The 20,290-nt window shown below is 71.0% G+C and carries 21 protein-coding genes and 1 pseudogene; 9 read left to right on the top strand and 13 right to left on the bottom strand.

Annotation, left to right across the window (positions count from 1 at the left end; all coding sequences use genetic code 11):
* Positions 1–136 precede the first annotated feature (136 nt).
* The 3 genes from PSED_RS31900 to hypB are packed head-to-tail and all read left to right on the top strand — an operon-like array spanning position 137 to position 2,402.
* Positions 137–1,195: an AraC family transcriptional regulator gene (locus PSED_RS31900; protein ID WP_013678339.1), complete on the top strand. Its 1,059-nt coding sequence runs from the start codon at positions 137–139 to the stop codon at positions 1,193–1,195.
* Between the two features lie 43 nt (positions 1,196–1,238).
* Positions 1,239–1,577, top strand: a complete 339-nt coding sequence (locus PSED_RS31895) for a hydrogenase maturation nickel metallochaperone HypA (protein ID WP_013678338.1) — start codon at positions 1,239–1,241, stop codon at positions 1,575–1,577.
* Positions 1,578–1,583: 6 nt separating this feature from the next.
* On the top strand, positions 1,584–2,402 hold the full coding sequence (gene hypB, locus PSED_RS31890; RefSeq protein ID WP_013678337.1) for a hydrogenase nickel incorporation protein HypB: 819 nt from the start codon (positions 1,584–1,586) through the stop codon (positions 2,400–2,402).
* 158 nt (positions 2,403–2,560) lie between these two features.
* Here hypB and PSED_RS31885 read toward each other — a convergent pair whose 3' ends face one another.
* Together PSED_RS31885 and PSED_RS31880 are read right to left on the bottom strand one after the other, a co-directional pair.
* On the bottom strand, positions 2,561–2,788 hold the full coding sequence (locus PSED_RS31885; RefSeq protein ID WP_049803555.1) for a low molecular weight phosphatase family protein: 228 nt from the start codon (positions 2,786–2,788) through the stop codon (positions 2,561–2,563).
* Between the two features lie 102 nt (positions 2,789–2,890).
* Positions 2,891–3,007: pseudogene (locus PSED_RS31880) on the bottom strand (IS481 family transposase); the annotation flags it as partial.
* A 240-nt stretch (positions 3,008–3,247) separates the two neighbouring features.
* Between PSED_RS31880 and PSED_RS31875 the strand changes: the two are divergent.
* A complete protein-coding gene (locus PSED_RS31875) occupies positions 3,248–4,291 on the top strand; it encodes an IS110 family RNA-guided transposase (RefSeq protein ID WP_013673969.1) in 1,044 nt (347 codons plus the stop codon).
* A gap of 250 nt (positions 4,292–4,541) precedes the next feature.
* On the opposite strand, the gene PSED_RS31870 is transcribed toward PSED_RS31875, so the two are convergent.
* Complete coding sequence (locus tag PSED_RS31870; protein WP_407692854.1) at positions 4,542–5,786, bottom strand: IS701 family transposase; 1,245 nt, start codon at positions 5,784–5,786, stop codon at positions 4,542–4,544.
* Positions 5,787–5,929: 143 nt separating this feature from the next.
* Between PSED_RS31870 and PSED_RS31865 the strand changes: the two genes are divergently transcribed.
* Entirely contained in the window at positions 5,930–6,481 is a 552-nt protein-coding gene (locus tag PSED_RS31865) for a plasmid pRiA4b ORF-3 family protein (protein WP_267939110.1), read from the top strand.
* 47 nt (positions 6,482–6,528) lie between these two features.
* On the opposite strand, the gene PSED_RS31860 is transcribed toward PSED_RS31865, so the two are convergent.
* The gene (locus PSED_RS31860) at positions 6,529–7,368 is read right to left on the bottom strand and encodes an IS5 family transposase (protein ID WP_041760176.1); all 840 of its coding nucleotides are present in this window, start codon (positions 7,366–7,368) and stop codon (positions 6,529–6,531) included.
* Positions 7,369–7,504: 136 nt separating this feature from the next.
* Between PSED_RS31860 and PSED_RS31855 the strand changes: the two genes are divergently transcribed.
* Both PSED_RS31855 and PSED_RS31850 read left to right on the top strand, forming a co-directional pair.
* On the top strand, positions 7,505–8,389 hold the full coding sequence (locus tag PSED_RS31855) for a sensor histidine kinase (RefSeq protein ID WP_013678334.1): 885 nt from the start codon (positions 7,505–7,507) through the stop codon (positions 8,387–8,389).
* Entirely contained in the window at positions 8,377–9,024 is a 648-nt protein-coding gene (locus PSED_RS31850) for a response regulator (RefSeq protein WP_013678333.1), read from the top strand. Before PSED_RS31855 ends, PSED_RS31850 begins: the two co-directional genes overlap by 13 nt.
* 183 nt (positions 9,025–9,207) lie before the next feature.
* Here PSED_RS31850 and PSED_RS31845 read toward each other — a convergent pair whose 3' ends face one another.
* The 3 genes from PSED_RS31845 to PSED_RS31835 form a co-directional block, all read right to left on the bottom strand.
* Positions 9,208–9,429, bottom strand: a complete 222-nt coding sequence (locus PSED_RS31845; RefSeq protein ID WP_041760175.1) for a hypothetical protein — start codon at positions 9,427–9,429, stop codon at positions 9,208–9,210.
* A gap of 409 nt (positions 9,430–9,838) precedes the next feature.
* Positions 9,839–10,276: an Hsp20/alpha crystallin family protein gene (locus PSED_RS31840; protein WP_013678331.1), complete on the bottom strand. Its 438-nt coding sequence runs from the start codon at positions 10,274–10,276 to the stop codon at positions 9,839–9,841.
* Positions 10,277–10,574: 298 nt separating this feature from the next.
* Positions 10,575–11,255 (bottom strand): DNA alkylation repair protein, encoded by a 681-nt coding sequence (locus tag PSED_RS31835; RefSeq protein WP_013678330.1) that lies wholly within the window; start codon positions 11,253–11,255, stop codon positions 10,575–10,577.
* A 173-nt stretch (positions 11,256–11,428) separates the two neighbouring features.
* Here PSED_RS31835 and PSED_RS31830 point away from each other — a divergent pair, with 173 nt between their 5' ends.
* The gene (locus tag PSED_RS31830; protein WP_013678329.1) at positions 11,429–12,628 is read left to right on the top strand and encodes a homogentisate 1,2-dioxygenase; all 1,200 of its coding nucleotides are present in this window, start codon (positions 11,429–11,431) and stop codon (positions 12,626–12,628) included.
* Between the two features lie 105 nt (positions 12,629–12,733).
* Positions 12,734–14,044, top strand: coding sequence for an IS30 family transposase (locus PSED_RS31825; protein WP_013673246.1), 1,311 nt, complete (start codon positions 12,734–12,736; stop codon positions 14,042–14,044).
* Positions 14,045–14,119: 75 nt separating this feature from the next.
* Here PSED_RS31825 and PSED_RS31820 read toward each other — a convergent pair whose 3' ends face one another.
* Genes PSED_RS31820 through PSED_RS31795 form a run of 6 tightly spaced genes read right to left on the bottom strand, consistent with a single transcriptional unit; the run spans position 14,120 to position 20,230 of the window.
* Complete coding sequence (locus PSED_RS31820) at positions 14,120–15,397, bottom strand: hypothetical protein (protein ID WP_013678328.1); 1,278 nt, start codon at positions 15,395–15,397, stop codon at positions 14,120–14,122.
* Positions 15,394–15,642, bottom strand: a complete 249-nt coding sequence (locus tag PSED_RS31815; RefSeq protein WP_041762979.1) for a hypothetical protein — start codon at positions 15,640–15,642, stop codon at positions 15,394–15,396. Before PSED_RS31815 ends, PSED_RS31820 begins: the two co-directional genes overlap by 4 nt.
* A complete protein-coding gene (locus PSED_RS31810) occupies positions 15,639–16,283 on the bottom strand; it encodes a VOC family protein (protein WP_013678326.1) in 645 nt (214 codons plus the stop codon). The genes PSED_RS31815 and PSED_RS31810 overlap by 4 nt, the downstream gene beginning before the upstream one ends.
* 49 nt (positions 16,284–16,332) lie before the next feature.
* A complete protein-coding gene (locus PSED_RS31805; protein ID WP_013678325.1) occupies positions 16,333–17,055 on the bottom strand; it encodes a maleate cis-trans isomerase family protein in 723 nt (240 codons plus the stop codon).
* On the bottom strand, positions 17,052–18,698 hold the full coding sequence (locus tag PSED_RS31800; protein ID WP_013678324.1) for a (2,3-dihydroxybenzoyl)adenylate synthase: 1,647 nt from the start codon (positions 18,696–18,698) through the stop codon (positions 17,052–17,054). Before PSED_RS31800 ends, PSED_RS31805 begins: the two co-directional genes overlap by 4 nt.
* The gene (locus PSED_RS31795) at positions 18,695–20,230 is read right to left on the bottom strand and encodes an FAD-dependent monooxygenase (RefSeq protein ID WP_013678323.1); all 1,536 of its coding nucleotides are present in this window, start codon (positions 20,228–20,230) and stop codon (positions 18,695–18,697) included. Before PSED_RS31795 ends, PSED_RS31800 begins: the two co-directional genes overlap by 4 nt.
* Positions 20,231–20,290 lie beyond the last annotated feature (60 nt).

Here is a 20,290-nt window from a genome sequence, read left to right as displayed (position 1 = left end):
GTTCACGCAGCAGCTGTCAGGATCACGCACACTTGCTGGCACAAATGCGCACGAACCCGCCGCGGGAGGTTGCGTGATCGCGACACTCGACTGAGTGACACGGCCGTTCGAAGGACGGCAGAGAGGGGTAGCGGGGATGTCGCGGCTGACCCGGCTCGGCTTCATCGACGTGCGCCGGACCGCGAACCCGGTGCGCCGCCGGGTGCGCTCGCGCGGGATCCCCCCCGCGCTGGACGGGCACGAGATCTTCTACACCGAGGACATCGGCGAGAGCGCCGTCATGCTGGGCAAGGCCCTGTCCCCGTGCACGCTCACCGTGGGCGACATCGGATCGCAGCAGTTCGCCGCGAGCCTGCACGGCGTGCGGCTGCGCGATGTGAGCCTGCTCTACGTCGACCTGACCGTCGCCGCGTCGCTGGACATCCCGGCCACCGGACCGTCCTTCGCAGTGCACATGCCGACAAATGGTCGCGCCGTCTGCGTTAGCCGGGGCCGCAGCTTCGAGGCCAACACGATTCGTGCGACCGTCGCCAGCCCCGGCCTGCCTCTAACGATGCGGTTCGACCACGACTCACCGCAGTTAGTGGTGCGCATCGAGCAAGAGGCACTCGAACGACACCTCACCAGGTTGCTGGGCAAAAGCCTCGGACCGCCGATCGAGTTCGAGCCCGAGATGGACCTGGCGAAGGACGCCGCCATGCGCTGGCACGGCGCGATCCAGCTGATGCACACCGAGGTGTTCTACGAGGGCTCGATGTTGCAGAGCGGCCACGGCATCGGGCCGCTGGAAGAGCTCCTGATGAGCACCCTGCTGCTACTCCAACCGTCCAACTACCACGCCCAGCTGATCCGGCCCGCCGAGCAGCCCGGCCGTCGGGTCGTGCGGGCCGCGGTGGACTACATCGAGGCACATCTGCGCGAGCGCGTCACGATGACCGACATCGCCGAGAACGTCCACATGAGCGTCCGGGCGATCCAGCAGGGGTTCCGCGAGGAGCTGGGCACCAGCCCCACCCTCTACTTGCGCGAACGCCGTCTGCAGCGAGCGCGGGAGGACCTCACCGACGCCACCTCCGCCGACGGCCTCACGGTCACCGACGTCGCCGAGCGATGGGGCTTCAACCATCTGGGCAGCTTCGCCGTGCTCTACCGCAAGCGGTGGGGCGAGTCCCCGTCGGAGACCTTGCGCCGCTGATCGCGGCGTGTACGGTCTGCTCCCACTCGAAAGGAGCGCGCCGTTGCACGAACTCTCGATCTGCCGGTCGATCTCCGACATCGTGGTACGGCACGCCGCGGGACGACCGGTACGGATCGTCCACGTCCGGGTCGGCGCGCTGCGCCAGATCGTCCCCGACACGCTGGTCTACTGCTGGTCGCTGGTCAGCGCGGACACCGCACTAGCCGGCTCGCAACTGTGTGTCGACAGCGTTCCCGCGGCTATCAGATGCATTCCGTGCGAGCACGTCACGACGCTTTCGGAACCGCTCATATGCTGTTCCCGGTGCGGGGGCCACGACATCGAGGTCGTCGCCGGCGAGGAATTTCTCATCACCTCACTCGACCTAGCGGAGGTCTGACCGAATATGGGCCGATTCCACCGGCACGACGACGGACACGAGCACGGACAGGGACACGGACACGGACACGGACATTCCGACCTCGGCGACCATTCCGGGTACCGCACGGGTGGTGAACGCATCGAGGTGCTCGAGCGGATATTCGACGAGAACGACCACACCGCGGCAGCCAACCGAGCCGACTTCGACAGCGCCGGCGTGACCGCGATCAACGTCATGTCATCTCCCGGAGCAGGGAAGACGTCGCTTCTCGCGGCAGCGCTGCGCATACTGACGGAGACCCGGGTCGGCATCGTCGAGGGCGACATCGAGACAAGCATCGACGCCGACCGGCTCTCAGGCCTCGGGGCAACCATCTCGCTCCTCAATACCGCCAACGGCTTCGGCGGGGAATGTCACCTCGACGCACCGATGGTGCGTTCCGCACTTTCGAAACTCGATCTGACTGCGCTCGACCTCCTGCTCATCGAGAATGTCGGGAATCTTGTTTGTCCGGCCGAATTCAGCGTCGGAGAGCATGCCCGCGCGATGGTGTATTCAGTCACCGAAGGTGAAGAGAAGCCGTTGAAGTACCCCGTCATGTTCCGATCGGCAGATCTCATTCTCGTGAACAAGGTCGACCTCCTTCCTCATCTCGACTACGACATTGACATCTTCTTCCGCAACTTGCGAGCGGTCAATCCCACAGCCGCGGTCCTCGAGACGAGTACGCGCACCGGCCGGGGCGTCGCCGATTTCTGTGACTGGCTTCGTACGCGATGTACACCGGATCCGGAAGGATCGGCTGCGGCCCGAGGTGACACCACGGCCCGCTCTCAGCCGTAAAACAGACAAGTACGTCGCATCGAGCGATGGCCCACTCGAAAGCATGATGCCCCGACAGCTTTCGTCGGAGACTCGTTTACGGCAAGGGTTGATCTTCGATACACTGAACTTCTTATCGACTGTCAAAGCAGCGCCACCTGCGCGCGAGCAAACTTGCATCACTCAGTCGGGTTCCCCCCTTGTTTCCTGCCGAGCGAAACTACCCCGTCAGATGGCCGCCGGAGATTCAGATCCCTCGGCTTCGACGTGTGAGCCGAGATGTCCGCGCCGACCTTGGCCAGTATGTCGACGGACAGCGCGTTGATCTTCTCGTCGGAATCGGTGCCCGCGGAGTAGACCTCGACTCTATCACCGGCGGTCCGTCGCATCAGGCCGATGGTGGTCATCTGGGACTTTCCACCGTTTGCAGACGCACACGAACAGAACGGACTGCTTTCACTCAGTCACGAGGCGCCGGACCGTGCAGGGAGCTCGGCAGCAAGCAGCTCACGGTCGGCCCAGCGTTTCGGGGTCCGCCACGAGACCTGGAAGCGGCCTTCCGCCGCCGAGACCGGCCAGTGCTCCTCGACCAGGCACGCCAGGCGTAATCGGCCCGGTTGTGACAGCGGGGCGTTAGCGTGGACCCCAGTGTCACGCTGCCGCCGCCGCTGAGGTGGTAGATCGACTTCGGTCGCGAGGTGACTCTTACGGTGGGTGCCGCCTGCTCGGGCTGGCCTTCTCGTGAATCGTCCATCGCGGCCGGAGTCGGTCCGACCGGCGTGACTTGATAGGAGAACGAGGCGACGTCCTCCGACTGAGGTGTGTCCGCCGGCCGGACCCGTATCCCCGGTGAAGGAGACATGCACATGGTCGTGGTGGGCGTGGACCCGCACAAGCACAGCCACACCGCCGTCGCGGTGGACTCCAACGGTCGCGAGCTCGGCCAGATCACCGTCGGCAACACCGCGGCTGAGCTGATCCGGCTGTTGGAGTGGGCGCAGCGCTGGCCCGGATCGAGGCGGTGGGCGGTCGAGGACTGCCGTCACGTCGCCGGCTCGCTGCTTCGCGCTCTGCTCGGAACAGGCCAGGCGGTGGTCACGGTGCCGCCGAAGCTGATGGCACGGGCCAGGGCCTCGGCCCGCACCCGCGGCAAGTCCGACCCGATCGACGCGCCGGCGGTGGCCCGCGCCGCGCTGCGCGAGCCCGACCTGCCCGAGGCCCACCTCGACGAGCAGGCCTTGCAGATCCGGCTCCTGCTCGATCACCGCGAAGACCTGGTGGCCGAGCGGACCCGGATGATCAACCGGCTGGGCTGGCACCTGCACGACCTTGAGGTCGCGCTGCCACGCGGGCAGGCGTTGAACCGGATCACCACGCTGAACCGGCTCCGCGAACAGATCGGCCGGCTTGCGGGCGGCGTGCGCGCCGAGATCGCCGCCGAGCTCATCGAGCGGATCATCACGGTGACGCGGCGGGTCGGGCAGCTCAAGCGGCGCATCGAGGCCCAGGTGCAGCCGCTGGTGCCGCACCTGCTGGCTATTCCTGGCTGCGGCGGGCTGACCGCGGCGAAGGTCCTCGCCGAGACCGCAGGGGTCGACCGTTTCCGGTCCTCGGCCGCGTTCGCCATGCACGCCGGGACGGCGCCGATCCCTGTCTGGGCGGGCAACCGTGCGCGGTTCCGCCTCAACCGCGGCGGCAACCGGCAGTTCAACGCCGCCCTGCACCGCATCGCGGTCACCCAACTACGAATCCACCGACCCGCCCAGGCACTCGTCCAGCGACGCACCGCCGCCGGGAACTCGAAGACCGAAGCCCTACGGGTGCTCCGACGCCACCTCGCCGACGTGGTCTACCACCGGCTCCGGGCAGACACGGGCAGCCCCGGTACTTGCCATCCGGAGGCCGGTTGACATAGGAGATTCACGGAAGGCCTCCGGGTTCGAGCAGGTGCGTCAGACACACCCACTCCGCCAGGAGGCCTTCCCCTTGCTCAAGCCACCACGCCGTCAACAACGTGCTGGGTCGCAACAGCTAGTACTCCAGCCGCAGTTCGTTAGGTGTGCTGTTCCCGTCGGCGGTAGTGGGCTTCGCGGGCTCGGTGTTGGTGGCGGCGTCGCCAGGTTGACCAGGCCCATCGCAGCGGTTGGGTCGGGATGTGGGTCAGAGGTGCCAGGAGACGTCGGATCTCGGCGAGGGTGAGCGGGATGAGGCCGCTACCAGGTCTTTTGGGGCGATTGCCGCGGTGACCGAGAGGTAGGCGTGGGCGAGGAGGGCGAGGGTGATGTGGCGGTACCAGGCGTCGTAGCGGCGGACCTGGTACTGGTCGAGACCGACCTCGTTCTTCGCGGTCTGGAAGCACTCCTCGATTGCCCAGCGGGTCCCGGCGACCCGGATCAGGTCCTCGTCGGTGGTACCGGGCGGCCCGGCGCACAGGTAGTAGGCCAGCTCCGGCTCCGCACCGGCCTGGAGCTGGTCGGCGCCGAGGATCTGGCGGCGCACCAGCAGCCATCGGCCCCACCCGGCCGGGGCGTTCTCGGGCGGATACAGCGAGGCCACGGCCCAGTCGTAGAACCGCTCACCCTTCACCCCGGGGCCGGCCGAACGGCGCTTCCATGCCCGTTCGGGAGCGCGGGCGACCAGATCATCCGCCCGTCGTGAGCCGCTGATCTGCGAGATGTCGGCGTCCACGGACAACGGGATGGACTGATTTCGGGGAACCGCGACGACGTAGCCAATCCGGCGCTGCTCGCACCAGGAGCGGAACTTGTAGTCCTGCCCGTATGCCTCGTCCGCCGCCACGAACGAGGCCGGAACTCCGGCATCGAGGGCGCGGCCGATCATCTGCTTGGCCAAGACGGTCTTGGTAGCGAACTCAACCTCGTCGGGCACCGCCGCCTCCCGGCAGCGTTCCCGATCCCCGGTCCAGGACTTGGGCAGATAGAGCTCGCGGTCGATCAGGGTGCGCCCCTTGCCAGTGGCGTAGGCCAAGAACACCCCGAGCTGGCAGTTCTCCACCCGGCCCGCCGTGCCGGAGTACTGGCGCTGCACCCCGGCGGACTTCGTGCCCTTCTTCAGGAACCCGGTCTCGTCGACGATCAGCACCCCACCCGGCTCGCCGAGATGCTCGACCACATAGTCCCGCACATCGTCACGGACCCCGTCGACGTCCCAGCTGGCGGCGTTGAGCAGCCGCTGCATCCCATCCGGGGTCGCCTCACCGGCAACCTCGGCCAGCGTCCACCCGTTCTTCCCGGCCAGCGGGGCCAGCAACCCCCGCACATACGCCCGCGCGCGCCGCCGCGGCTCCGCACGGAAGAACCGGCCCGCCACCAGCCCGAACAACCCGTCCAGGCCACCGGCCCACGCCTCGAGATCCTCCGGCAACTCCACAAGATCGAAGCCTATCGGAAGATCACATAACAAACTGCGGCTGGAGTATTAGACGTCGTTTCAGAAGTGGTGGGCCCGGTCCTGTCAGTGTCGGCGACGGCTGAGAGCATCGGCTGGTGGTCGCGCCTCGTGTGTCTGCGAAGACGAAGATCTTCGAGTTGGAGATCGTGTTGGTCGAGGTGGCGCCGTCGGTCCGGCGTCGGGTGCAGGTGCCGGGCGAGATCGACTTGGCGGTGTTGCACGGGGTGGTGCAGTCGGTGATGGGCTGGACGAACTCGCATCTGCACGAGTTCGAGATCGCCGGGCGCCGCTACGGGATCCCAGACCCCGACAGGCCCTCCCAGGGCGTTGCCGACGAGACCAAGGCCAAGCTGTTTCGGCTGGTCAAGGCTGGTGATCGGTTCGGCTACATCTACGACTTCGGCGACAACTGGACCCATGAGATCGCCGTCGAGGCGGTCGAGACCGCCGAGCCGGGGGTGCGCTACCCGCGCTGTGTCGCAGGGCAGGGGGCGTGCCCGCCTGAGGACGTCGGCGGGATCTGGGGGTACGAGGACTTCCAGGCCGCACTCGCCGATCCTGCCCATCCTGACCACGCTGAGCGTCTGGAGTGGGCGGGCGGGCCGTTCGACCCGAACCGCTTCGACCCCGACGAGGCCGACCGGGCCCTGGAGTGGCTGGCCTGGCGACCACTGGCATCGACTTCGTAGCCGGCCGACCCTGGTGAGGGCGGCCGGGGGGGCGGATGTCACGCCGGTTACGACCGGCTCCCGGTGAGACGGCGGTGGCAGATCAGGGCGCAGGCCAGCGACAACAGCGCGGTGATCGTCGCTTCGGCGCGGTCGTAGCGCAGCGCGAGGCGGCGGAAGTCCAGCAGCCAGGACATGGTGCGTTCCACGACCCAGCGGACCCGCCCGAGCCGGGTGGAGTCCTCGATCCCACGCCGGGCGATCCGCACCCCGATCCCACGCCCGGCCAGGTAGCGGCGACAACGCGGATAGTCGTAGCCCTTGTCGGCGTGCAGCTTGCCCGGTCGACGTCGCGGCCGACCCGGCCGACCGGCCCGTTCGCGGACGCCGGGGTTGGTGTCCAGCAGTGGGGCGAGCATCCGACTGTCGTGGGTGTTCGCACCGGTGACCATCGCGTGCAGCGGGAGCCCGTCGCGGTCGCAGAGCACGTGGTACTTGCTGCCCGCCTTGCCGCGGTCGGTCGGCGAGGGCCCGGTGGCCTCTCCGCGGCGTTTGGCCCGCACACTCACGCTGTCCACCGCCGCCCGTGACCAGCCGAGCAGGTCCTGCTGGGCGAGACGGTCGAGCATCACTCGGTGCAGTTCCGCCCACACCCCGGCCCGCTGCCATTCCTGCAGGCGTCGCCAGCAGGTCACCCCGGACCCGCAGCCGAGCTCGGCGGGCAGGGCGTTCCAGCTGATCCCGGTCTTGAGCACGAACACGATCCCGGCCAGCGCGGCCCGGTCCGGCACCCGCGGCCGGCCGGTCCGTCCCCGCTTCGGCCGGCGCGGCCTCGTCGGGAGCAGCGGCTCCACCACCGCCCACAGCTCGTCGCTCACCAATCGCTCGACACAAGATCGTCTCGACATCGCCGAGCATGATCAGCTACCAGCGCGACTCCACATAGGATTAACGCGCCGACTTCTGAAACGACGTCTTACTCGTCTAGGCGCCTGGCTCGGCGCCGCCGAGGCGGGCCGCGGCGAGCTGCGTGACGCACTCGCGGTGACGCTGGGCGACCCGTCGTTGCAACTGTTGTTCTGGCTGCCCGCGCAGGGCCGCCACACCGACGCGGCCGGTACCTCGGCCGTCCTGCCGGAGGAGGGCGCGCCGCGGAAGGCCGTCGAGGTCGAGAGCGCCGGCGAGCGCGTGGGCGCGATCGTCTACGACGCCGTCGTGCTGCCCGACCCCGCGCTGGTCCGCGCCGCCGGCCGCGTGGTCGCCCTGGCGATGGAACGCGAACGCCTGACCGCCGAGCTGCTCGCGGGACGCGCGGCCCTGCGGGAGTCCCGGGCCCGCATCGTGGAGTCCGGCGATCTCGAACGCCGCCGTCTCGCCCATGACCTGCACGACGGTCTGCAGGCTCACCTCGTCGTCCTCGCCGTGCGCGCCGGGCAGCTCGCCGTCCGCGCGGCCCCGCCCCTCGCCGAACAGGCCGAGGCGGTGCGGGCCGACGCCGAGACCGCGATCACCGAGCTCCGCGGCCTCGTGCACGGGATTCTGCCGGCCCTGCTCGCCCAGCGCGGGCTCTTCGCCGCCGTGCAGGAGCTCGTCGACCGGATCCCGCTGCCCAGCACCCTGAGCCTGCCCGCCGACGACACGGCCCTGCCCGCCGCCGTCGAGACCGCCGCCTACTTCAGCGTCGCGGAGGCCGTGGCCAACGCCGTGAAACACGCCGGGGCGCAGAAGCTGTGGGTGACCCTGGCCCACGACAGCCGCCGGCTGGGCATCGAGGTCCGTGACGACGGCGTCGGCGGCGCACACCTCGACAGGGGCAGCGGCCTGCGCGGGATCGCCGACCGCGTCGAGGCCCTCGGCGGCAGGCTGAGTCTGGCGAGCCCGCCGGGGCAGGGCACACGGCTGTGCGTGGAGCTGCCGTGCGAGTCGTGATCGGCGAGGACGAGGCGCTCCTGCGCGAGGGCCTCGTCCTGCTCCTGGAGGGAGCAGGGTACGAGGTGGCGGCCGTCGCCGACAACGCCGTCGACCTGGTCTCCCACGCCTCCCGCCACCGGCCCGACCTGGTGCTCACCGACATCCGGATGCCTCCCGAGCACACCGAGGACGGGCTGCGCGCCGCCATCGCGATCCGCGCGGCGCATCCGGCCACCGCGGTCCTCGTGCTGTCGCAATACGTGCACCGCCAGTACGCCCAGGAGCTGCTCGCCGACCGCCCGGCCGGCGTCGGCTACCTGCTCAAGCAACGAGTCGCCGACGTCGCCGGCTTCTGTCGCGACCTCGACATCGTCGCCGGCGGCGGGACCGTGCTCGACCCCGAGGTCGTCTCGGCGATGCTAAGCCGTGCACGGTCGGGCCACGACGCACTCACCCGGTTGACCCCACGCCAGAGCGACGTCATCGAGCTGGTCGCACAGGGACGCACCAACTCCGGCATCGCCCGCAGGCTCGGAATCTCCGAGAAGGCCGTCGTCCAGCACGTCTCGCGCATCTACGACCTCCTGGGCCTCTCGATCACCGACGACGACCACCGCCGCGTGCTTGCCGTCATCCGCTACCTCACCTCGTAGCGAGAGCAGATTCGCTCTTGGACTCGATGCGAAGTAAACGAGGGGTTGTCAAGGGCAAACCGAAGGTCTGTCGCCGAAGGCGACGCGGAGCGCAGCGTCCTTGATGGAGAGGGCGGCCGCGACAAGCTCGGGGCCACCGGGCCGCACGCCGAAGGCGCGATCACCGATGGTCTCGGCACGAGCTCACCGGTCGGGTGGAAGCCCGTGCAGCGCGACGAGCTCGCGCAGCGCACCGGCGCCAGGCACGGTCGCGTCGTGAACATCCACGTCGTCGACCGCGTCGAACGGGCCGTCGATCCCGTGGATCGCCGCGAGGGCGTTGCGCACGCTGGTCTGATGCAGGGTGCTGTCGTGACGGGGAATCGATGAGAGCGCGACGTCGATCTCCAACGGCGGCACGTGCATACCTTCCAGGGTGTGGCCCGGCCGGGCTCCCGGCCGGGCCGTCGGACGACTGGTACGTGTGAACGATGAACGACTGCCTGTACGGGCTCACCTCCCGGGGTCGTCGACCAGTTCGGTACCCCGCGCCGACCCGGAGGACTGCGCTCCCGACGCAGCCTCGCCCGGCTGACACAGGCCGGGCTCGGCCGGCGCGCCACCGTGCCGGTGGCGCCGGACTGCCAGTCCCGGCCTCCCCGGTCCCGCAGAACCGTGACGGCTGCGGACGGCGGCGTCCGGCGTGGGACGGGCGCGTCGGAGGGGAAGTTCGACTCGACGATCGCGACGAAGATCCGGTCGACCGTGACCTGGTCGGGCAGGTCCGGGCGGCGAGGTGCCGGGCTCGTCCCCAGGACGGCTCCCACGGCCGGCCTCAGGCGTCGATGGCCCGACGCTCGTGGTCGTGGTGGGAGATCGCGATCCTGCGGGGCTTCGCCTTCTCCGCGACCGGGATCGTCAGGACCAGGACGCCCGCCTCGTAGTTCGCCGAGATGTGGTCGGTGTCGAGGCCGTCGCCGAGGAACAGCTGCCGGGAGAAGACGCCGAGGGGACGTTCCGCGATCTGCATCTCGCAGTCCTCCCCGCGGGCGGTGGGGCGCCGCTCGGCCTTGACCGTGAGCACGTTGCGCTCGACGGACAGCTCGATCGCGTCGGGCGCGACGCCCGGAAGGTCGAGCTCGACGACGAACTCGTCGTCGCGGCGGTAGGCATCCATCGGGACCGGGCTGGGCCGGGACCAGGTGCCGACCGCGCCGAAGGCCTGCTGAGCGAGTCGGTCCAGCTCACGGAAGGGGTCGGTACGCATCAACATCGGGGGCTCCCTTCGTGTCGGCGGTCGAGTGATGCATGGCGGACCGGAGGGGTTGGCTCCGATCCGATACCTGCAATCGTAGCTATAGGTTTTCACGCTCGCAAGGACAGATTCTCTCTACTTCCGGACGCAGTCTCGACGTGTGTGTCCGACGAGGCCCGCGCCTGGGCCCGGCACGTCGGCAGCCGTGGTCCGCTGCGTCCTGCTCGGTCACCCCGACCGCGCTCGGGGACGCGCCCGCGCTCGAATCCGAGCGGCAGGCCGTGTTTCGGCCCGCATCCGGTGCCGTCGGTGACGGTCAGCCCTCGCGGCGCCGCACCATCTCCGTGATCCAGGCCGGCGCGAACGGCGACGTGCAGTTCGGCGGCGTCGGGTAGTCCGCGAGCACCTGCAGGCGCTCGCCGATGTCGAGCGCGCGGGCGCGGTGCTCGGCGTGCTCGATCCCGATCTGGGCCAGGCAGTGGTTCATCGCCCACTGCAGCCGGTCGGGCGCGTCCTTCAGTTCCGCCTCGATGACGTCGAGCAGGCCGGCGAGGTCGAGGCCGTCGGGCTTCTTGGCCACCCGCTCCGTCGTCAGCGCCCAGCCCGCGCTCGCGACCACCGGATCGGGGTCCGCGAGCCAGCTCACCCGCAGGGCCTCGGCGTACGGGCTCTTCGCGACGACGTAGCCCACCAGCCAGTCGTGCACCTTCGGGGTGCGTGCCTCGCGGAGCATGGCGTCGAGCTCGGCGCGCTCGAACGCCCTGGGACGGCACGCGAGCAACGCGACCAGCCGGCCGGCCGAGTCGCCGGTCGCCCAGAGCGCGCGGGCGAGGTCGTGCTGCTTCTTCAGGCGCGCCGCGACGGCGCGCAGCTTCGTCAGGTTCACGCCGTGGTCGTCGCCGTGCTTCTCGTTGACCGCACGGATCCGCGGGTCGTCGAGGGCGGCGAGCTCCGCCATGACCTCGGCGACCGACACCTCGGGGATCGTCGTGGACATCGAGGCCTCCCGTCCGTCGTCCGGCGTCAGCGTACGAGGAGATGCGCACGGAACGGGCTTCTCGTCCCCTTCCGTCGCCTTCGCATCGGGCTACGCTGCGAAACAGCACAGGCCGAACAGATCGACGCCGGCGCGGCCCCGCGGCGCGGCTCGCGGCGGAGAGGGGGACCGCCATGGCGTTCTTCAGGAGCGTCGGTCACGTCCCGCCCAAGCGGCACACCCAGCACCGCCCCGTGGACGGCGGCGAGCTCCACTACGAGGAGCTCATGGGGGAGGAGGGCTTCGGCTCGGACTCCTCGCTGCTCTACCACCTCGGGGTGCCGTCGGCGATCGTCGACGCGACGCCGTGGGACCTGCCCGATCAGTCGACCACCGAGAACCGGCCCCTGCTGCCGCGCCACCTCGAGCTGCACCGGCTCACCCCGCCGGACTGGAAGGCCGTCGACGCGATCACCGGACGACGCCTGGTCCTCGGCAACGACGACGTGCGGATCGGCTACGTCGTCGCCGGTGAGACGTCGCCGCTCTACCGCAATGCCGCCGGCGACGAGTGCGTCTACGTCGAGTCGGGGTCGGCCACCGTCGAGACGGTGTTCGGCGCGCTGGCCGCCGTGCAGGGCGACTACGTCGTGATCCCCCGCGGAACCACGCACCGCTGGCTCCCGACCGGTTCGGAACCGTTGCGGCTCTATGTGATCGAGGCGAACTCGCACATCGCGCCGCCCAGCCGGTACCTGTCCCGGTACGGCCAGCTGCTGGAGCACGCGCCGTACTGCGAGCGCGACCTGCACGGTCCCACCGAGCCGCTGCTCCACGACGGCACCGACGTCGAGGTGCTCGTGAAGCACCGTGGCTCGCGCGGCATCACCGGCACGCGGTACGTCTACCCCGCGCACCCGTTCGACGTCGTGGGCTGGGACGGCTGCCTCTACCCGTACACGTTCAACATCGCCGACTTCGAGCCGATCACCGGCCGGGTGCACCAACCGCCGCCCGTGCACCAGGTCTTCGGGGGCGAGAACTTCGTGATCTGCAACTTCGTGCCCCGCAAGGTGGACTACCACCCGCTGTCGATCCCGGTGCCGTACTACCACTCCAATGTGGACTCCGACGAGGTGCTGTTCTACTGCGGCGGGAACTACGAGGCGCGCAAGGGCTCCGGCATCGGCCAGGGCTCCGTCAGCCTGCACCCGGGCGGGCACAGCCACGGGCCGCAGCCCGGTGCGGTCGAGCGGTCGATCGGCGCCGAGTTCTTCGACGAGCTGGCCGTCATGGTCGACACGTTCCTCCCGCTGGAGCTCGGCGAGGGCGGTCTGGCCGCCGAGGACCCCGATTACGCCTGGACCTGGTCCGGACGGGGACCCTCGGCCTGAGCACGACGGCCGGCCGCGCCGCGCCCCACCCCGAGCGCAACCTCACCGTCGCACATTTGCGGGTGGATTCAAGGGTTCGTCGCAACACCCTGTCGAGCTGGGGTGATGAGTGTGATCGGTCCGCCGAGGGTGCCGCGGGAACGGGTCCGCCGGTTCTGGAGGGCCCGGTTGGCGGGGGCCACGATCGCGCAGGCCGCCGCGGAGGTGGGGGTGTCGGCCTCGGCCGGGCGGGGGTGGGTCGTCGAGTCTGGTGGGATGATCCCGGACCTGACCGAGCCCGGCGGGCGTTATCTGTCCCTGGCCGAACGTGAAGAGATCGCCGTGGGCTGGGCGGCCGGGCACAGCCGGGCCGAGATCGCCCGGCGGCTGGGCCGCCACCGCGCCACCATCGGCCGGGAACTGGCCCGTAACCGCACCGTGCGCTATCCACGCCGGCCCCCGCTGCCTGACGGGCGCCCGCACCGCCTGGGGCCAGACCCGGGCACGCACGGCGGCCGGGACCGGCCCCAGCACGAACGGCTGCGGTACCGGGCGGTGGTGGCCCAGGCCAAAGCCGAGGCCCGCGCCCGCCGCCGCACACCCGCCAAACTCCTCACCCACCCCGAGCTGGCCGCCCACGTACACACCAGGCTGGTCGAGCAGCAGTGGAGCCCGGAGCAGATCAGTCAGACTCTGCGCCGAGACTTCCCCGACCGGCCGGAGATGTGGGTGTCCCACGAAACCATCTACCAGGGCGTCTACCAGGCCCTCTACGTCCAAGGCCGCGGGCAGCTGCGCCGCGAGCTCGCGGGGTGTCTCCGGACCGGGCGGGCGTTGCGCCGCCCGAACCGGCTGCCCGACCAACGCCAACACCGCAACCAGACCCGGATCCGGGACAAGGTCATGATCTCCCAGCGGCCCGCGGAGGTCACCGACCGGGCCGTGCCCGGGCACTGGGAAGGCGATCTCATCCTCGGCACCGGCAACGAGACCGCGATCGGCACGCTGGTCGAGCGGACCACCCGGTTCGTGTTGCTGCTGCACCTGCCCGGGGGCCACGGCGCAGTCCAGGTCCGGGACGCGATGATCGCCGCGATGCGGGTGCTGCCCGCGATGGTGCGCCGGTCGTTGACCTGGGACCAGGGCATCGAGCTGGCCCGCCACGCCGAGATCACCATGGCGCTGGAGTTGCCGGTCTATTTCTGCGACCCACACAGCCCCTGGCAGCGGGGCAGCAACGAGAACACCAACGGGCTGTTGCGCCAGTACTTCCCGAAAAGCACCGATCTGTCCGTGCACACCCACGCCGATCTGGACCGGGTCGCGGACAAGCTCAACTCCCGCCCCCGCAAAACCCTGGACTGGGACACCCCCGGGGAAAGACTGACCCGACTACTGTCGCGGCCAGTAACCACCGGTGTTGCGACCACCCCCTGAACCCGAGGCGCCGGGAGAGCAGTGGGGTTGCGCGCGGAAGGGGGAGCGCGGCCGGGCCTCATCCCGGGCGCGGGCTCAGCGTCTCTGGTTCGGGCCGGGAGTGGGTGGGGCGGTCGCGAACCGGGAGCCGAGCCAGTCGGCGATCTCGGCAGCGGCGAGCTCGGCCCCGGTGGGCTCGCCGTCGGCGATCGCGGCCCCGAAGTGCAGCCCCCGCACCGAGGTGCGGGTGAGGTCGGCGGCGCCGAGCGCCTCGACCATCCGCCGGGAGTCGGAGGGGAACGCGGCCTGGTCGCCGGTGAGCTCGATGAACAACGTCGGCGCCGTCACGCCGGGGGCGCAGCGCACGAACCCGGCGTTCGAGCTGAGCCCCGACCACGTCGACAGCCAGGCCTCCGGGGTGGCGAGCCTCCCGAAGCCGACCTGCCCGTAGTTGATCAGGTCGGGGCGGGCGCCGAACAGCGACCCGTAGGGCCGCTCGCTCGGATCCAGCGACAGGTCCACGGTCCGGGGGTCGGCGTCGGTGCGGAAGACGGTGAGGATCCGCGGCGCGAGCGCCCGGCGGCGGTCGGCCGCGGCACCGGTCCGCGCGTACGCGGCCCGGGCCTCCGCGGTTCGGGCGAGCGACTCGCGGGCGACGGCGTCGATGCGGGCGACGCGGTCGCGCTGTGCCGCCCGGTACCTCCGCAGAAAGTCCTCGTCGTAGGACGCGCTGGTGGGCGGCTCGGCGAAGCCGTTCGCGGGGTCGAACGGGTCGAGCTCCGGGACGACCGAGAGCGGGTCGTGCTCGTCGGCGACGGACGGGTCGATGCAGCCGAGCAGCAGCCGGCCCTGGCCGGGGTGCGGGGCGAGGAACACGGCCGCGTCCGGGACCGGCATGACCGCGTCGGCGAGCCTCGTCGGCCGCCCGCCGGGGGTGGTCGCGATCCGCTGCCCGGGCTCGCGGCCGGCCTGCTCGTGATAGAAGGCGAACAGGGCCCCGCCACCGGAGTGCCCGAGCGTGACGACGGAGTCGAACCCCCTGTCACGCAGGAACACCTGTCCGGCAGCTGCGTCGAGCAGGGCCTGTTCGTGGACGAGGGTGAGGTCGTTGTTCGGTGATCGCGACCCCTGCGTCCAGACAGCGACGCCCGCCTGCAGCAGCAGGGGGACGAGCGGGTGGTGGGTGACGTCCTGGCGCGGGTGCATCAGCGTCACGACGGTCCGCGCGCCCGGGACGGTGGCGAGCACGCCACGGACCGACGCGCCGTCGACGGTGGTCAGCTCGTGCACCGAGGTCACGGTCGCGGCGGGGCGTTCACCCGCGGCGAGATACCGGCCCGCGCCCAGCCGGCCGTGCCGCACGGGGGCGCTCACGCGGGCTCCACACGCAGGGCGTCCTTGTCGTGCTTGGTGATCGCGGAACCCGGAGCGACCCCGGCGACGCAGGAGTACCAGACTGCGTGCCGGGCCCCGACGGCTCGCCGGTCGATCACGATCGGCTGGTCGGCGGAGATCACGAAGTACGGCCCGAGCCGCCCGACCGTCACCGCCGGGTCCTCGGCGGCGACCTTCGGGACGGCGATGTTCTCCGGCACGTCCAGGACGTAGAGCGTGTTCACGACGCCGGTCCCGTCGAGGCCGGCGCCCACCCGGCGGCCCGCTCCACGATCAGCTCGGCCTTGCGCGCCAGGAGTTTTCCGAACGTCGGATCGGGGCCGGACACGACGTCGAGCAGCGCGTCGATGGTCAGCCCGGCGTCGAGGTCCTCCTGCGGGGTCACCGGCCGCAGCGCCCGGGTGATCTCGAAGAAGTAGCCGTTCGGGTCGTGCGTGTAGATCGACTCGATCGTCTCGTGCTGGATCTGCATCTCCACCGGCCAGTCGCTCGCGTCGAGCCGGCGCCGGTACTCCAGGAGGTCCTCCTCGCCGTCGACGTGGATGGCCAGGTGCCGCGACCGCACGAAGTACTCCGGCACGTCGGCGGCGAAGCGGCCGTACACGTCCCCCTTCGCCCCCCGCGGCCCGCCGACGGACGGGTCGGTGCCGAAGTAGTAGAAGAACGCGATCCGGTCGTCGTTGCCGATGTCGAAGAAGAAGTGGATGAAGTCGGGGTGCTGCTCGGGGCCCCAGCCCGCCGCGCAGATCGAGTGCACGACCGGGAACCCCAGCACGTCGCGGTAGAAGTGCACCGTGGCCGCGGGGTCGAAGGTCGGGAACGCGACGTGGTCGACCCCTCGCACCCGGTGGTCGAGCTCGCTCATCACTACCTCCATGTCAGACGTCGGTGTTTCGGGTGGCCGGGTGCCGGGCTCAGCGCGACCTCGCCAGCAGCGAGCCCGCGCGGGGCAGCACCGGGTCGAGGCCCAGGCCGGTGAGCAGGGAGTGGGCGCCCGCGGTGGCCGCGGACAGGACCGGCAGCCCGAACTCGCGTTCCGCGTCGTCGACGAGGGCGAGCGAGGGCATCTGCACGCACGCGGACAGGACGAGCGCGTCGGCACCGGTCAGGTCCAGGCCGCGGGCCGCCTCCATGACCCGCTCGCCCGGGATGCAGCCGACCTCGGCGTTGTCGTCGACCTCGAGCGCCGCCCAGTCGACGACGTCGAAGCCCTCGGCCTCCAGGTAGCCGACGACCTGCCGGGCCAGCGGCCGCACGTACGGCGTGACCAGCGCGACCCGCCCGGCGCGCAGCGCCGTCAGCGCGTCGACGAGTGCGCCCGCGCTGGAGAGGACCTGCGCGTCCGGCAGTTGCTCGCGCACGGCCGTCTCCACGCGCCGGTGCTCTCCCGGGCCCTGGGCCATGATCGCGACGAGGCAGGCGTAGAGCACGGCGTCGACCCGGGCGTCGCCCAGCTCGTCGATGCACCGCTCGCGCTGCGCGTTCATCGCCGCGAGCTCCTCCGGCGAGACCGTGTGCATGCGCATCCGGCTCGAGTGGAAGGAGAACGACTCCGCGTGCCGCGACAGCAGCGCGGGGATCTCGGTCTCGACGGTGACGTTGGAGCTGGGGACGACCAGCCCGATGCGATGGGTCACGACCGTCCCGTCCGTTCGGCGTCGAGGATGTCCGCGATCTCCGCGGCCAGGCGCTTCTTGTCCAGCTTCCCGACGAGCGTGCGCGGGATCTCGGTCAGGTGCTCGACGCGCTCGGGCCACTTGAACTTGGCGACGTCGAGCGCGGCGAAGTGCTCCTGCACCTCGGGCAGGGTCAGCTCCGGGCCGTCGACGACGACGAAGGCGCACGTCCGCTCGCCGAGCCGCGGGTCGGGCATCGCCACGACGGCGGCCGCCGTGACCCGCGGATGGCGGAGCAGCAGCAGCTCGACCTCCTCGGCGTTGATCTTCTCGCCGCCGCGGTTGATGAGGTCCTTGATGCGGCCCTCGATGCGGACGTGGTGCTCTCCCTCGATCTCGACCAGCGCGGCGAGGTCGCCGGTGCGGTAGAAGCCCTCGCGGGTGAAGGCGCGCGCGTTGTGCTCGGGGGCGTCGTAGTAGCCGCGCAGCGTGTACGGGCCGCGGCAGACCAGCTCGCCGACCGCGCCGGACGCGACCTGGGTCTCGGTGCCGGGCTCCAGGATGCGGATCTCGTCGAGCGGTGACAACGGGGTGCCGACGGTCGTCGCACGGGCGAGCCGGGAGGTGCCGGGGCGGGTCGTCAGGAACAGGCCCTCGCCCATCCCGAACAGCTGGCCGGACCACAGTCCGCGGGCCTCGATGCCGTCGAACAGCGCGGGCGGGACCTTCGCCCCGGACAGGACGACCTGCGTGACCGCCTTGACGGCCGCGTCGAAGTCGGGGTGGTCGGCCGCGCGGTAGTGGCCGTGCCCGAGCAGGACGTGGGTGGCGGCCTCGCGGGCCATCAGCGGCAGCGCCTCGTCGAGGTCCGGCGTGGCCAGTACCAGGCACGCGCCGACGCTGTGCGGGGCGTGCACGGCACAGACGACGCCCGCGTTGTGGATGATCGGGATGAGGTGCGCGACGCGGGTCCGTTCGGTCCAGCCCCACGAGCGCGCGTACTCGACGGCGTTGTACCAGTACTCGGCGTGCAGCCGCGGGATGACCTTCGGGACGCCGGTGGTGCCGCCGGAGAGCTGGTGGACCGCGACGGCGTCCGGGTCGATGCCGGCCTGGATCGTCTCGACGAGCGCGCGGGCCCCACGCGGGTCGATCCCGGCGCCGAGGGAGTCGAGCCCGACGCCGCGGGCGTCGTCCCCGATCACCAGGACGTGGCGCAGGGTCGGGTGGTCGCGCTGCTGCTCCCGGGCGAACCCGACCAGGTCGAACCCGCGGAGGCCGGCCTCCACGAGGTGCGCCACCGCGCCGACCCGGCGGCTGATCCCGCCGATCTCGTGGCCGCGGTGCGCGGCGAGCGTCGCGACGGGTACCAGCCCCGCCTTGAGCACGGCGTACCAGGCGACGACGCTCTCGATCCGGTTGGTCACCTGGAAGAGCACGGGGTCACCGGGCCGCAGCCCGAGCCCGGCCAGGCCCGCGGCGACGAGGTCGGTGCGCTCGTCGAGCTCGCGGAAGGTGAGTCTCCCGGCCGTGGTGACGACGGCGTCGCGGTCCGGGTGGAGCAGTGCGATCCGGTGGAACTCGGTCGCGATCGTCGCGGTGCCCCACAGGCCGGCGTCACGGTAGCGCCGCACGTCGGACGGGGGGTGCGGAACGAGTGTCACGGGGTCTCCTCGATGAGCGCCACCAGGTCGGTGCGGCCGCTGACGAGCCCGACGGCCAGATCGTCGCGCAGCGCGGCCGGTCCCTCCACCGCAGTCAGCGTGCCGGTCTCGAGCCGGACCCGTTCGGCCAGGTCCAGACGGGTGAGCAGGGCCGGGCGGGTCGCGGGCCCGGCGAGCAGGACGCCGTCGGTCGCGCGGGCCCGCGCGACGACGGCGTCGCCGTCGGGGGACCAGGGGTCGTCGAGGTCGGACTCGATCCGGGCGAGCGTCGGGACGGTGGTCCGGTCCGCGAACCGCCTGCCGCCGTGGGTGAGCGGGCGCCCGAGGACCCAGCCGGTGAGATCGCCGCCCGCCGGGTCGACGTGGGGCCGACCACCGGCGTACTGCCGCAGGGCGGGCCCGACCACGTCGGGGCTCGACCGGGCGAAACGGTCGAGCGGGACGTTCCCCGCCCGGGACATGTAGGCGACCATCAGCTGCTCGACGGGCAGGTGCATGCGCGCCGGGAACGACTCCCACCACAGCCGGCTGCGCCTGGCCAGCTCCTGCAACCGGGCGACGGCCGGCCGGCGGATCTCCTCGTACCGGGCGAATGCGGTGGCCCGGTCCGGGGCGGTCCGCAGCTGCTCGACCAGCACGATCGCGTCCTCCATGGCCAGCTTGGTGCCGGAGCCGATCGAGAAGTGGGCGGTGTGCGCGGCGTCGCCGAGCAGGACGGTGTTGCCGTCGGACCAACGGGCGGCGTGCACCGTCCGGAACCGCAGCCAACGGGTGCGGTTGCCGATGAGCGGACGCCCGCGCAGCAGCTCGGCGAAGATCGACTCGAGGTACCGCAGCGACGTCTCGTCGGAGGCGTCGGGTGCCGGCGGCACCATCTCGAGCGCCGCCGTCGTGACGTCGAAGCCCGCGCGGCGCCAGGTGTCCTCGTCGGTCTCGACGAGGAACGTCGAGCGGTCGGCCGAGTAGGGGTAGGCGTGCGTCACGAACGTGCCGTGCTCGGTCGTCACAGGCGCGAAGACCGCGTCCGGCAGCGCGAAGTCGGTGCCGCACCAGAGGTAGAGGCCCTTGCCGACGTCGATCCGGGCGCCGAAGTCACCGTTCTCGCGGGTCGCGCTGCTGACCCCGTCGGCGGCGACGACGACGTCGGCGTCGAGATCGGCGGCCGCGCACCGGGTGCCGAACCGGAGCTCGACGCCGGCCTTCTCGGCGTGTCGCTGCAGCACCGCGAGCAGCTCGGTGCGCGCGATGCCGATCAGCCGGTCGTTGACCACCCGGGCGACCGCCGGCCCGACCCGCATGGTCATGTTGTGCCGCAGGCCGGCCGCCGCGATCTCGCGCAGCGTGTCGGGGTCGGCCGCCTCGAGCTTGCGCTGCGTCCCGGCGGCGAGGCCGACGCCGAACCCGAAGGTCGTGTCGGGATCGCCCTGCTCGTGGACGACGACCTCGCACGCCGGGTCGGCCAGCTTGAGCAGCCGCGCTGCGTAGAGACCCCCCGGGCCTCCGCCCAGCACCGCGACCCGGCGTAGCTGCATCCCCTTACCTCCGTGGCCTCGCCTCGACGTGGCGGCGCGCTGCCGCTTTGACTTCATCGT

It is taken from the genome of Pseudonocardia benzenivorans CB1190 (assembly GCF_000196675.2).
Taxonomy (GTDB): domain Bacteria; phylum Actinomycetota; class Actinomycetes; order Mycobacteriales; family Pseudonocardiaceae; genus Pseudonocardia; species Pseudonocardia benzenivorans.
Note: the sequence above shows the minus strand (reverse complement) of the source record. Positions and strands in the feature narration are given on the sequence as shown.